Annotated in this window: 10 protein-coding genes and 2 tRNA genes; 7 read left to right on the plus strand and 5 right to left on the minus strand. The window is 62.7% G+C overall.

All coding sequences use genetic code 11. The features are described from left to right. The first annotated feature begins 44 nt into the window (after positions 1–44). Positions 45–1196: an NAD(P)/FAD-dependent oxidoreductase gene (locus CQ019_RS05795; protein WP_105569125.1), complete on the plus strand. Its 1152-nt coding sequence runs from the start codon at positions 45–47 to the stop codon at positions 1194–1196. 40 nt (positions 1197–1236) lie between these two features. Next, complete coding sequence (locus CQ019_RS05800; protein WP_105569126.1) at positions 1237–2847, plus strand: response regulator transcription factor; 1611 nt, start codon at positions 1237–1239, stop codon at positions 2845–2847. 511 nt (positions 2848–3358) lie between these two features. Here the strand turns inward: CQ019_RS05800 and CQ019_RS05805 are convergent. The 5 genes from CQ019_RS05805 to CQ019_RS05825 all read right to left on the minus strand — a co-directional run bounded on the left by CQ019_RS05805 (position 3359) and on the right by CQ019_RS05825 (position 6249). Beyond that, positions 3359–3434 (minus strand) — tRNA-Val (locus tag CQ019_RS05805). A gap of 151 nt (positions 3435–3585) precedes the next feature. Continuing rightward, the gene (locus CQ019_RS05810; RefSeq protein WP_105569127.1) at positions 3586–4575 is read right to left on the minus strand and encodes an LLM class flavin-dependent oxidoreductase; all 990 of its coding nucleotides are present in this window, start codon (positions 4573–4575) and stop codon (positions 3586–3588) included. Between the two features lie 667 nt (positions 4576–5242). After that, positions 5243–5318 (minus strand) — tRNA-Val (locus CQ019_RS05815). 104 nt (positions 5319–5422) lie between these two features. Beyond that, positions 5423–5875 (minus strand): redoxin domain-containing protein, encoded by a 453-nt coding sequence (locus CQ019_RS05820; RefSeq protein WP_105569128.1) that lies wholly within the window; start codon positions 5873–5875, stop codon positions 5423–5425. Further along, positions 5875–6249, minus strand: coding sequence for a DUF3052 domain-containing protein (locus CQ019_RS05825; RefSeq protein ID WP_096287059.1), 375 nt, complete (start codon positions 6247–6249; stop codon positions 5875–5877). Before CQ019_RS05825 ends, CQ019_RS05820 begins: the two co-directional genes overlap by 1 nt. Before the next feature lie 404 nt (positions 6250–6653). Between CQ019_RS05825 and aceE the strand changes: the two genes are divergently transcribed. The 5 genes from aceE to CQ019_RS05850 all read left to right on the plus strand — a co-directional run bounded on the left by aceE (position 6654) and on the right by CQ019_RS05850 (position 13316). Then, positions 6654–9398 carry a pyruvate dehydrogenase (acetyl-transferring), homodimeric type gene (gene aceE, locus CQ019_RS05830; protein ID WP_105569129.1) on the plus strand — a complete coding sequence of 915 codons (2745 nt, stop codon included), beginning with the start codon at positions 6654–6656 and terminating at the stop codon, positions 9396–9398. 144 nt (positions 9399–9542) lie between these two features. Further along, positions 9543–10751 (plus strand): CdaR family transcriptional regulator, encoded by a 1209-nt coding sequence (locus tag CQ019_RS05835; RefSeq protein WP_105569130.1) that lies wholly within the window; start codon positions 9543–9545, stop codon positions 10749–10751. A 175-nt stretch (positions 10752–10926) separates the two neighbouring features. Further along, the gene (locus tag CQ019_RS05840; RefSeq protein ID WP_105569131.1) at positions 10927–11850 is read left to right on the plus strand and encodes an ACP S-malonyltransferase; all 924 of its coding nucleotides are present in this window, start codon (positions 10927–10929) and stop codon (positions 11848–11850) included. Positions 11851–11873: 23 nt separating this feature from the next. Beyond that, positions 11874–12935: a beta-ketoacyl-ACP synthase III gene (locus CQ019_RS05845; protein WP_105569132.1), complete on the plus strand. Its 1062-nt coding sequence runs from the start codon at positions 11874–11876 to the stop codon at positions 12933–12935. Positions 12936–13070: 135 nt separating this feature from the next. After that, on the plus strand, positions 13071–13316 hold the full coding sequence (locus CQ019_RS05850; protein ID WP_096287019.1) for an acyl carrier protein: 246 nt from the start codon (positions 13071–13073) through the stop codon (positions 13314–13316). The last annotated feature ends 86 nt before the right edge of the window (positions 13317–13402 follow it).

Below are 13402 nucleotides of genomic sequence, written 5' to 3' on the forward strand. Positions count from 1 at the left end.
CAGCGAGGTTTTCGCTGATTTCCATGGCTCGCATGGAGGATGTTATGTCCAACCACAAGCAGGAAAAATCAACACCCACCCAGCCGGCGCGCAACGTCGACACACTGGTCATCGGCGCTGGCCAGGCCGGGCTCTCCGCGGCCCAGCAGCTCAAGGAACGCGGCGGAGACTGCCTTGTGCTGGAAGCCGGGGAAAGGATCGGCGACCAGTGGCGCCACCAGTACGATACGCTGCGCTTGTATACCACCAATCGGGTCAATCATCTGCCCGGGATGAAGTTCCCCGGCGAACCGGGCGGCTTTGCCAGCAAGGACGAACTGGCCGACTTCCTGGAGCACTATGCGGCCAGCTTCGAGCTGCCGGTGCTCTGCCGGGCGCGGGTCAGCTCGCTCACCGGGTACGGGCAACGCTTCGTGGCACAAACCGCTGCGGGAGAAATCCACGCTCAGCAGGTCGTGATCGCCACCAGCCCCTTCGGCCAGCTGCCGGCCATCCCGCAGCTGGCCGATGAGCTCGACGAACAGATCCTGCAATTGCACTCCAGCGAATACCGCCGCCCGGGACAGCTCAAACCCGGCCCGGTGCTGGTGGTCGGCGCCTCGCATTCGGGCTGCGATATCGCGTGGGAAGTTGCCCAGCGGCACCCGACGATGCTGTGCGGACGCGACACCGGTGAGGTCCCAGTGCCCTGGGGCAGTCCGCTGATCCACGTGGTCGTTCCGCTGGTGATGTTCGCCCACACCTACCTGGAAACGCGCAGCACCGCCTTCGGCCGGCGCAAGCGCCTCGAGGTTCTGGAGCACGGGGCGCCGCGGCTCCGGGTGAAACGCGCGGATCTGGCCGCCAGGGGCGTGAAATGGCACGAGCAGCGAGTCACCGGGGTTCGCAACGGCCAGCCGGTGCTTGCCGACGGCACCGTGCTGGAGGTGGACAACGTCATTTGGGCCACCGGATTCCGCCACGATTACTCCTGGCTGAAATTGCCGGTGCTCGATGAATCCGGCTGGCCGCGCGAATACCGCGGCGTCGTCCAGGACGTGCCGGGGCTGTACTTCTGCGGACTGGCCTTCCAGCACTCTGAGGCTTCGATGAACCTCTTCGGAGTGGGGCGCGATGCCGCCTACGTCGCACGGCAGATCATCCCCCGTGCCTCGAGCCCGCACAAGGCCGCGGACACCGAGCGGATGATTGCATAGCAAAGTCCATGGGCGTAGCCTCGCAAGTGAGGCTACGCCCATGGATAATCCCGAATCTGACCCAGCGCACCAACCGGAGCATCAGGATCTGCTGCCCGAGCAGCTGATGGCCCGAGGCACGCACGCCCATTTGACCGGCGAATCCGCCCGCGGTCTTGACCTGCTGCACCAGGCTTTCGTGAAATTCGGCGAGCAGCATCAACCGGCGCAGGCATTGCAGGCGGCCTTCAGGATCACCATGGTCTATGGCACCAGCGGACAGCCTGCGCTGTTTAATGGCTGGTTGGCTCGCTCGCGCGCCCTGCTGGCCGAGCATGAAACCGGCGGCGTCTTGCCGCCGGCCCTCGAGGTGGCCGCCGGATACCACGGCGTGCTGCAGCTGCATCAGGCGCTGATGAGCGGCGGGTTTGCCGTCGTGACGGAGAAAGCCGCCGAAATCCTGCGGCTCGGACGCAAACACCGCAACGCGGACCTGCTGGCACTGGCCCTGGTTGCCAGCGGCCGCTCAAGCATCTACGCCGGGCGGGTGCCGGCCGGCCTCGACATGCTCGACGAGGCCATGGCCCTGGTCCTGGCCGGGGAATGCGAGGCCATACCCACCGGGCTTGTCTGGTGCGCCGCCATCGAAGCCTGCCAGGAAATCGGCGCCATCGACCGGGTATCCCAATGGACCGAGGCACTGGCCAGCTGGCGGGCGGAGCGCCCGCAGATTACCGCTTTCGGCGGGGAATGCTCGCTGCACACCGGGCAGATCCTGGCCCTGCGCGGTTCCTGGGGTGCGGCCATCGACGAGTTCACCACCTCTTGCCACCGTTTCGAGCTCCGCTCCCAGCCCTATTCCGCAGGGGTCGCGCAGCGCGAACGCGGGGATCTGCTGCGCATCCAAGGAGACTTCGATGCCGCCGAGACGGCCTACCAGGCTGCGGCGGAGCATGGCTGCGACCCACAGCCGGGACTAGCACTGCTGTGGTTGGCCAATGGCTCAACCGACGCTGCCCTGGCCGCCATCCGCCGGTGCCTGGACGAACGCCAGCTGCCCGCCCAACGCCTCGCGCTCTTGCCGGCCGGCATCGAAATCGAACTGCAGCTGGGCACCCGGGATGCGGCGGAGCGGTTGCTGAGCGAGTTGGACGGACAGGCTGATGCCACCGGCTGCCTGATCACCTTGGCCGCGGCCGCCTATGCCCACGCCGAGGTGGAGCTCTCCAAGGATGATGCCCACGGAGCACTGCCCTATGCCCGCAAGGCGGTACAGGACTTCGGCCAGATCCGTGCCCCCTATCTCTGCGCACGCTCCCGGGTCCTGTTGGCCCGTACCCTGCTGGCGGTCGGTGACACCCGCAGCTTTCATGCGGAAATGCAGGCCGCCACGGCCACCTTCGAGCAGCTGGGCGCCACTCCGCAACGCGCCGCGGCCCAGTCGCTGCAGCAGGAGGTCGGCCACGCTGAGCCCGCTCCGGGCGGACTGACCGCTCGCGAGGTCCAAGTGCTGCAATTGGTGTCTGCCGGACACAGCAACCGGCAGATTGCGCAAAAGCTCTATCTGAGCGAAAAGACGGTCGCCCGGCACCTGAGCAATATTTTCACCAAGATCCAGGTGCCATCGCGCACCGCGGCCGCTGCCTGGGCCTACGAGCACTCGTTGACCTGACTTCGCTCAGGTACGCCTCCGGGCCCGGTGCCTCGCGTGGGCCCGGGTCCGTACTTGGATTCTCCGGGCATGGCGAGCAATGCGGCCTTATATCGAGCTCCCTCGCTTTAAACTATGGAGATAGTCCGGGCGCACCCGTGCGCTCTGTGCCTGACCAACTGGGACTTGCCTCATGGATAAATCGCATGGCTAATCGGCAAAGCCTCAACTGGCCAAATTATCGAGCGACGTAAATGTGCGTGCACTACCGCCCCACCTCCTGGGCAGCCAGATGCAGCGCAACTATGGCCCGAGCAATCGCCAGTCTCCCGTAAGTCGGCTTCTTTCCGCCGGGCTCAAAGCACCGCACTGGCCCAATGGTTTTCGTTGTCGGGCCCTTATTCGACCAGTCTGGGCATTCGCATGCCGTGGCCATGGCAGTCTGGTCAGGCCGGATCGTCCCGTTTCGCGATCAAATACGAGAAAACCCGCTTCATTTAGCCTGATTAGACTAAATGAAACGGGTTTTGCTTGGTGGGCCCTACCGGGATCGAACCGATGACATTCACGGTGTAAACGTGACGCTCTACCAGCTGAGCTAAAGGCCCTGACCATTGCTGAACGAAGAACTTTCTTCGCGCCAACAGAGAATAACTTTACTTGCGATTCCCTATCGGCGCAAATCAACAGGCAGTGACGTGCGTCTCCCGCATCACGGCTCGGTCCAAGCTCACCCAGATTGCGCCACGACTGGAAGCGTTAAAACCAGGCCTGCGCAAGGAGCTGCAGGGAACGATCACGCACAGCTGGATCGAAGGCGTAGGTCGTCGTAATGAGTTCATCCGCACCGGTTCGCTGCACAAACGCATCCAGCTCAGCTTTCACCGTCGAGGCATCGCCCACCGCCTTGATCTTCAGCATCGGGTTTCTCGTGGCGCCGTGGCTTGCCAGCGTCGCTGGGTCCACCGGAGGCTGCAGCTTGCGCGATTGTCCGTGCTGAATATCTTGGAACATCTGCTCTATCACCGTGAATTCTCGCGCCGCTTCCTCATCGGTGTCCGCGACCATCACGTTGATGCCAGCCATCACGTAGGGCTTTTCAATCTGAGCCGTCACCGACTGCGGATTGAATGCCTCTCGGTAGACTTTCAGCGCGTGGTCAACTTGTTCCGGAGCGAAGTGCGAGGCGATCGAAAACGGCAGACCTAATTGTCCGGCAATAGAGGCACCATTGACCGTGGAGCCAAGCACCCAAATCGGCACGTTCATGCCGGCCGACACCGCAGAGACGATCGGCATGCTGTGGGCCGTGCCGGTTTCCCCGAACCAGCCCTGCAGGTCATAAATGCTCCGCGCAAACTCTTGCGGCTCAGCCGAGGAACGACTGAGCGCCTGCGCGGTCATACCGTCTGTTCCTGGTGCGCGGCCAAGGCCCAGATCGATCCGATCACCGTGCATGTTAGCCAAGGTTCCATACTGCTCGGCGACCATCAGCGGAGAATGGTTGGGCAGCATCACGCCACCAGACCCCACGCGAATCCTCTCGGTGACCGAGGCAGCCTGCGAGATGAGCAACGCCGTGGCGCTCGAGGCAAGACTTGGGGTGTTGTGGTGTTCGGCAAACCACAGCCGATGGTACCCAAGTTCATCTGCCAGCCGGGCGGTCTTCATCGAAGCGGCGATCCCCTCGCGAGCTGTGGAGCCTTCAGAGATGGAGGCAAGATCAAGAATGCTCAACGGAACAGGCAAATCGTTTCCTTAAGTTAGAATTTTTGCAGTATTTTCTTCGCAAAACGGAATTTCGTCGCTTTAAGCAGTAACCACGCTGAGCGCATTCCTATTCCAATGCCCTCCGGCTCACAGGCACTTTCGTCAGCAGGACACCGATCACGATCAACTTTCCCCGGCATCCGTACCGGCCACGGAGAACAGCCGTCCACTGAAGATCCTCGTTCTATAAAATCAACACTCTCCGGTGAACCCCGTGCCATTCAAACGATATGCATTACTTAGGGTTGCGCCACGACACCGCAGGGGCCTCAAGGTCGATTCCGATCCCCAGCATGGTCGGGTGTGGATGTCTTTGTGGAACGCCGTGTCTACTTTCGAACCCTGATGACGCACATCGCTGAGGAATCAATCGTCAACGTCTAGATGCTTCTTGGGATTGGCAGTCGAGGGCTCTTGGGCTTCGTCATCACTTCTGCCGAAGCTCTCGATGATCTGCTGCCGGTAATCAAGGGTTAAGTGCCAAAAAAGGTGTACAGAAGCCACCCAAAACACATGACCGCTAGGACTAACATCACGAACACAAGCTTTGAGATATTGCTGCACGAAAACAGCGGCCCACCCTGAGGGGCGAGCCGCTGAATCGTGTTTTCAAATCGGCTATTTGCCGATTTGAACTATGAAATTTTGGTGGGCCCTACCGGGATCGAACCGATGACATTCACGGTGTAAACGTGACGCTCTACCAGCTGAGCTAAAGGCCCAAATCTCTATGCTGTCTTGCGTTTATCCAAGCCAACGAGAGATAAATTTACCGGCATTTTCATCACCGTGCAAATCGAGGGAAGCCGGCGTGCGGCGAGCAACGTCACCACGACCTCTTGACCGCCTCGAAGTAGCCTTCCAGACGGCGCGGTTCGGTCATCGAGCTGGTCATCACATCTTGCACGACGCCGTTCACCAGATAGAGAGTCAGGCGCGTTGCCACACCCTTTTCCTCGTCAAAGGCGCCGACCCCCTGGGCTACTGCCCCATGTGGCCAGAAGTCGGCGAGCAGGTCGAATTCGATTCCAAGCTGCTCGGCGTAGGTGCGCAGCGCAAACTTGTGATCCACCGAGATTGCCACCACTCGCACCTGCCGATCGAGGAACGTTTGGTGGTGTTCTTGGATTTCTGCCAGTTCGGATCCACAGACGCGGGAAAATGCCCACGGATAAAAAACCACCAGCACCCGGCCCGAAGCGAGCTGGGTGCTGGTGATCGTTTCGCCGTACTGATTTTCCAGCGAGAAATCGAACAGGCGTGAACCTGTTTCGATCATTAGTTCTTCTTGCGTGGTGCCAGGCGGATGGCGGACCAATCCTCGGAGACACCCTCGGTTGTAGTTACATGAAGCCCCGCGGTGGGAGCATCCTGTTGAATCTGGGTTGGGGACACATGTCCGGCCCGACCCTGCTTAGGGGTTAGCAGCCAAACAATGCCACCTTCATCAAGGCAATCCAATGAATCCATTAGGGCGTCGACTAAGTCACCATCGCCGTCGCGCCACCAGAAAATGACTGAATCGACTACGTCGTGGTCGTCTTCGGTGAGCAATTCTGAACCGGTCAGGTCCTCGATAGCATCGCGAAGATCGAAGTCCACGTCTTCGTCATAGCCCAGTTCCTGAATAAGGTCTTCATCTTTGAAACCCATAATCTTAGCGGGTTCCAGGTTTGCCGATACGGCGTCGCTCACTTCATTTCCTCCTGCTGCTACAAAGCGTTACTAACAACAAAACACTCTTTTGCTGTCCCATTCAAGCGCTAACGACGTAACACGCCGGTAATTCTACCTCGATGCATTGTGACTAACATCATTCTTACACGACCATTGCCCACATAGCTCCTGTACTGAGTTGCACATGTCACTCAATAAGTCAGATATAAGCCGTTTTTGGGTCAAAAACGTGTACTTTTCACTTCCCCATAAGAACTAGAGTATGGGTTGAAACGAGATGCTCACGTCACTCAAGTGTGCCTGTCTCAAAGTCCCAACCCGTTGAACGGTCCAAAACTTAGACCAGATCGACGGAGCCGCAATTCAATCAAGGAGCTTCCGTGGCTGTAGAGGAACACATCTCCCAGATCCGTAGTGGTTTGACTTACCAGCTATCCGATCGGGATCCTGAGGAAACTCAGGAATGGTTGGACTCATTCGACTCGCTCGTCGAGGCGCAGGGCACCGAACGTGCCCAGTTCATCATCCGCTCGCTGCTGCAGCGTGCCGGCGCGAAGTCTGTCGGTGTCCCACACGTGACCACCACCGACTATGTGAACACCATTCCGGTGGACCAGGAACCAGAATTCCCGGGCGACGAGTCCGTGGAACGCCGCTTCCGCGCATTCATGCGCTGGAACGCAGCGATCATGGTGCACCGCGGCCAGCATCCTGACATCGGCGTCGGCGGACACATCTCCACCTATGCCGGTGCGGCCACCCTCTACGAGGTCGGCTTCAACCACTTCTTCCGCGGCAAGGACCACGCCGGCGGCGGAGACCAGATCTTCTTCCAGGGCCACGCCTCCCCAGGCATGTATGCCCGCGCCTTCCTCGAAGGACGACTGAGCGAAGAGGACATGGACGGCTTCCGCCAGGAGAAGTCCAAGGAAGGCCACGCGCTGCCTTCTTACCCGCACCCGCGCTCGATGCCGGACTTCTGGCAGTTCCCGACCGTGTCGATGGGCCTGGGCCCGGCAAACGCCATCTACCAGGCGCAGTTGAACCGCTACATCCACAACCGCGGCATCAAGGACACCTCCGACCAGCACGTCTGGGCCTACCTGGGCGACGGCGAAATGGACGAGCCGGAGTCGCGCGGATTCCTCCAGCTGGCAGCCAACGAAAAGCTGGATAACCTCACCTTCGTAGTCAACTGCAACCTGCAGCGCCTCGACGGCCCGGTCCGCGGCAACGGCAAGATCATGCAGGAACTCGAAGCCTTCTTCCGCGGCGCCGGCTGGAACGTCATCAAGGTCGTCTGGGGCCGCGAGTGGGATGCCCTGCTCGAAGCCGATCCGGACGGCGCTCTGGTCGACGTCATGAACCAGACCCCGGATGGCGACTACCAGACCTACAAGGCCGAGTCCGGCGCATTCGTACGCGAGCACTTCTTCGGCCAGCGCCCGGAGACCAAGGAGTTGGTCTCCGAGTACAGCGACGACGAGATCTGGAACCTCAAGCGCGGCGGCCACGATTACCACAAGGTCTACGCGGCCTATAAGGCAGCCACCGAGTTCAAGGGCAAGCCAACGGTCATCCTGGCGAAGACCGTTAAGGGCTATGGCCTGGGCACGCACTTCGAGGCGCGCAACGCGACCCACCAGATGAAGAAGCTGACCCTGGAAGATCTCAAGGGCTTCCGCGATCACCTGCGCATCCCGATCACCGACGAGCAGCTCGAAGCCGATCCGTACCTGCCGCCGTACTACCACCCAGGCGTTGACTCCGCGGAGTACAAGTACCTGATGGAACGCCGGTCGGAACTCGGCGGCGCGGTGCCAACCCGCCGCAAGGAGACCAGCACGCCGATCTCCCTGCCCGGGGACAAGTCCTACGCCTTCGCCAAGCGCGGTTCGGGCAAGCAGCAGGCGGCCACCACCATGGCCTTCGTGCGCCTGCTCAAGGACCTGATGCGCGATAAGGACTTCGGCCACCGCATCGTGCCGATCGTGCCCGATGAGTCGCGCACCTTCGGCATGGACTCCTTCTTCCCGACCGCCAAGATCTACAACCCGGCCGGGCAGAACTACCTGTCCGTGGACCGCGATCTGGTGCTGGCTTACAAGGAATCCCCTGCCGGACAGCTGATCCACCCGGGCATCAACGAGGCCGGCGCAGTCGCGGCCTTCACCGCCGCGGGCACCAGCTACTCCACGCACGACGCGCCGCTGATCCCGATCTACGTGTTCTACTCGATGTTCGGTTTCCAGCGCACCGGCGACGCCTTCTGGGCGGCCGCGGACCAGATGACCCGTGGCTTCATCATCGGCGCCACCGCAGGGCGCACCACGCTGACCGGCGAGGGCCTGCAGCACGCCGACGGCCACTCGCCGCTGCTTGCCGCAACCAACCCGGCAGTGGTCACCTACGATCCGGCCTTCGGCTACGAGATCGGGCACATCATGCGCTCGGGCCTGGACCGGATGTACGGCGGGAAGCACGAAGATCCAAACGTGATGTACTACCTCACCGTGTACAACGAGCCGATCTCCCAGCCTGCCGAGCCGGAGAATGTGGACGTCGAGGGCATCGTCAAGGGCATCTACCTGCTGAAGGAAGCGACCACCGACGGGCCGCGCGCCCAGCTGCTGGCCTCCGGCGTGGCGCTTGCCTGGGCCGTGGAAGCCCAGCAGATCCTCGCCGATGAGTGGGGTGTCTCGGCCGATGTCTGGTCGGTGACCTCCTGGAACGAGTTGGCGCGCGACGGCCAGATCGCCGACGACAAGGTGCTCACCGATCCGGCTTCGGCCCGTCCGGTGCCGTTTGTGACCTCGAAGCTCGAGTCCACCACCGGTCCGGTTATCGCCACCACCGACTACATGCGTGCGGTGCCGGAGCAGATCCGCCCCTACGTCCCGGGTGAATTCCACACCCTGGGCGCGGACGGCTTCGGCTTCTCCGACACCCGTGCCGCGGCGCGTCGTTTCTTCAAGATCGACTCGCACACCCTGGTGGTCAAGACCCTGGCCTCGCTGGCAGAACGCGGCGAGATCCCGGCGGACACCGCGGTGAAGGCGCACGCCAAGTACGACCTGAACAACCCGAACGCCGGAACCTCCGGCAACGCGGGCGGCGACTCCTAGCCTCGAGCTAGGCCAAGCCGAGACGGCAAGGGCACGAAGGCAGTTCAACTGCCTTCGTGCCCTTGCGGTTATTAACCTCATATTCGCTTCGCGGCGGGGCAAACCTACGAGCGAGTACCGGAAAACTTCCGTATGCTGTGAATTATGAGTCCTCAGGTCGAACCCACATCGAGCGTGCGCTCGCGCGCCGTGCGTTTGCCCAAACCGACGCCGGAAACCATCCGCCGGCTCAAGAGCCACCTCGGGGTGCTTTCCACCACGGCGCTGAAATACCTGGACCAATCCCTGCCTTGGTACCGCTCGCTGGAACCGGCCGAACGCGCCGCCCTCGGGCTGGTCGCGCAGAAGGGCATCTCCACCTTCGTCTCCTGGTACGAGGAACCCGAATCCACCCCGGCCTGGGTGATGAACGACGTCTTCGGCGCCGCCCCCACCGAGCTGACCCGCTCCATCTCGCTGCAGAAAGCGCTGGCGCTGCTGCGCACCATCGTGGAGGTCGTCGAATCCCAGGTGCCCGATATCGCCGCGGAGAACGAACAGGCCCAGCTGCGCGAGGCGGTACTGCGCTACTCGCGTGAGGTCGCCTTCGCCGCCGCCGACGTATACGCCCGGGCCGCCGAAACCCGCGGCGCCTGGGACTCGCGGCTCGAAGCCCACGTGGTGGACGCGGTGCTGCACGGTGAATCCCAGGATTCGCTCTCCTCGCGCATCGCGGCCATCGGCTGGAAGTCGCAGAAGAACATCCGCATCATGGTAGGCACCACCCCGGGCTCGAACTCGGTGACCTTCGTCGCCGCGCTGCGCCGGATGGCGCTGCGCTATTCCAGCGACTCGCTGGTGGGAGTGCTCGGCGAGCGGGCGATCCTGATGCTCTCGGATACCAAATTCGAGGAAGCCGACCTCTCGCGCTTTGCCAGGTTCTTCGGGCCCGGACCGATCGTCTACTCTCCGATGGCAGCCACGGTCAAGGATATGCACACCGCCGCCAGCGCCGCGGTGGCCGGCTATGCCGCGGCCAAAGCCTGGCCGCAGGCGCCCGCGCCGGTGGGCGCCGATGACCTGTGGCCCGAGCGCGTCTTCAACGGCGACCAGATGGCGCGGACCGCGCTGATCGAGCGCGTCTACCTGCCCCTGCTGCATGCGGGCAACGGCCTGCTCGAAACGCTCTCCAGCTATCTTTCCCTGGGGCACTCCTTGGAGGGGACCGCCCGGGCGCTGTTCGTGCACGCGAACACCGTGCGCTATCGGCTCAAGCGCGTCTCCGAGGTGACCGGCTGGGATCCGCTGGTGCCCCGCGACGCATTTGTGCTGCAAACCGCGCTGGTGGTCGGCCGGCTCGCCGAGGCGAACTAGCCGCACCCCGGTTTTTATGGAGACCGCACAGTTCAACCGGCGCAACACAAGCGCATTACATGGGTTTTCATGCTCGGCGTACGATAAGCTTTTGTAGAGTTCCTACAAAGAGCCACCACGAGCTTGGTACCGAAATACCGCGCGTGAAGCCGCAACTATTTGGAAAGCTGTAAGAGTGCTAGCAATCGTTTGCCCCGGACAGGGCTCCCAGACCCCAGGTTTCCTCACCGACTGGCTCGAAGTGGATGGCGTTCGCGACCATCTCTCGGCCCTGAGCGAGATCACCGGACGCGATCTCATCGCCCACGGCACCGTCTCGGATGAAGAGACCATCAAGGACACCGCCGTCGCCCAACCGCTGATCGTCGCCGCCGGGCTGGTGACCGCGCGTGCCCTGTTCGGTGCGCAGCTGCCCGCCGGTGCCGTCCTCGCCGGACACTCGGTCGGCGAAATCACCGCCTCGGCCCTGGCCGGCGCGCTGGGCGAAAACGATGCAATGAGCTTCGTGCGCACCCGCGCCAACGCGATGGCCGAAGCCGCAGCTGCCACCCCTACCGGCATGGCAGCGGTCCTCGGCGGAGACCCCGATGAGGTGCTCGCCAAGCTTGAAGAGCTGGGACTGACCCCGGCCAACGCCAATGGCGGCGGGCAGATCGTCGCCGCAGGCACCCTTGAGCAGCTGGAAACGCTGGTGGCCAACCCGCCGGCGAAGGCCCGCGTGATCCCTTTGAAGGTCGCCGGCGCATTCCACACCAGTCACATGGCCCCCGCGGTGGGCGTGCTCGAAGAACTGTCGAAAACGCTGGCCCCGCAGGCCCCGGCTCAGCTGCTGCTCTCGAACTTCGATGGCGCCCCGGTGGCCAACGGCGAGGCGAACCTCGGCTCGCTGGTAGCCCAGGTCTCCCGCCCGGTCCGCTGGGATCTGTGCATGGAGACCCTCGCAGCCCAGGGCGTCACCGGACTGCTGGAGCTCTCCCCCGCAGGCACCTTGGTGGGCCTGGCCCGCCGCGGACTGAAGGGCGTGAAAACCCTCGCGCTGAAAACTCCCGAAGACCTGGGCGCGGCCCGCGACTTCGTCGCCGAGCACACCGCCAACTAGCAGACGGGCAGCTTTCCGCAATCATGAGCGTGCAACTGAAAACTCCGGCCACCAACGCCTACAGCCGCATCCTGGGCACCGGATCCTTCCGCCCGGATGTCGTGGTGACCAACGACGACGTCTGCCAATGGATCGACTCCTCGGACGAGTGGATCCGCCAGCGCACCGGCATCATCACCCGCCACCGCGCGGATGCGAACACCTCGGTGCTGGATATGGCCGAAGCCGCCTCCCGCCGCGCTTTGGAGGACGCCGGAATTACCGCCGAGCAGCTGGATACGGTCATCGTCGCCACGGTCACCTTCCCGCATGCCACCCCGTCGGCCGCCTCCGCGCTGACCGAACGCTTGGGCGCTACCCCGGCCCCGGCCTATGACATTTCTGCCGCCTGCGCCGGCTACTGCTACGCGGTGGCTCAGGCCGACGCACTGGTGCGTGCCGGGCTGGCCCAGCACGTGCTTGTGGTCGGCGTGGAGAAGCTCTCGGATTACATCGACAATTCCGAACGCACCATCTCGTTCCTGCTCGGCGACGGCGCGGGCGCCGTGGTCATCGGCGCCTCCGAGGTTCCGGGGATCTCCCCGTCGGTGTGGGGTTCGGACGGTTCGAAGTGGAATGCGATCAGCATGACCCACTCGCAGCTGGCATTGCGCGAATCGGTGCTCGGCAGCGAAAACGAGCTGCTGGAAAGCGCCGTGGACGAACCGCTGGAGGAACACGCCAACCCGTGGCCGACGCTGCGCCAGGACGGCCAGACGGTCTTCCGCTGGGCGGTGTGGGAAATGGCGAAGATGGCCCGCAAGGCCTTGCACGAGGCCGGGATCGAAGCCGAGGATCTGGCCGCGTTCATCCCGCATCAGGCGAATATGCGCATCATCGACGAGATGGTCAAGCAGCTGAAACTTCCCGAATCGGTGGTGGTGGCCCGCGATATCGCCGAAAACGGCAATACCTCCGCCGCCTCGATTCCGATGGCCATGGACCGCATGCGCCGCGAGCACCCTGAGGTTTCGGGCAAGCTCGCCTTGCAGATTGGTTTCGGCGCCGGGCTTGTCTTCGGCGCTCAGGTAGTACTCCTGCCCTAAGCTTTAACCCGAAGGCGAACACCGCCTGGTGGGAACCAGTAAAATTTTCACTAAGCCGGACAGTGCCCCGCACGGGGAACTGCGCCACACACAATGACCGGAATATTCCGGCACTACGAGAAAAGGAGCCACCTGATGGCTAGCAACGAAGAAATCCTGGCGGGCCTCGCCGAAATCGTGAACGCCGAGACCGGCCTGGACGTTGCCGACGTGCAGCTGGACAAGTCCTTCACCGAAGACCTGGACATCGACTCGATCTCGATGATGACCATCGTCGTTGAGGCAGAGGACAAGTTCGAGGTCAAGATCCCGGACGAGGAAGTCAAGAACCTGAAGACCGTTGGCGACGCAGTGAGCTTCATCGCTGCCGCACAGGCCTAAGCATTATCGCCCACCCGTAGCGGTGCGGCAATCCGTCGTGCGGGAAAGCCGCACGCACGGGCCGGTACGTGAAGCCGGCCCCCAAT

It is taken from the genome of Arthrobacter sp. MYb229 (assembly GCF_002975405.1).
Taxonomy (GTDB): domain Bacteria; phylum Actinomycetota; class Actinomycetes; order Actinomycetales; family Micrococcaceae; genus Glutamicibacter.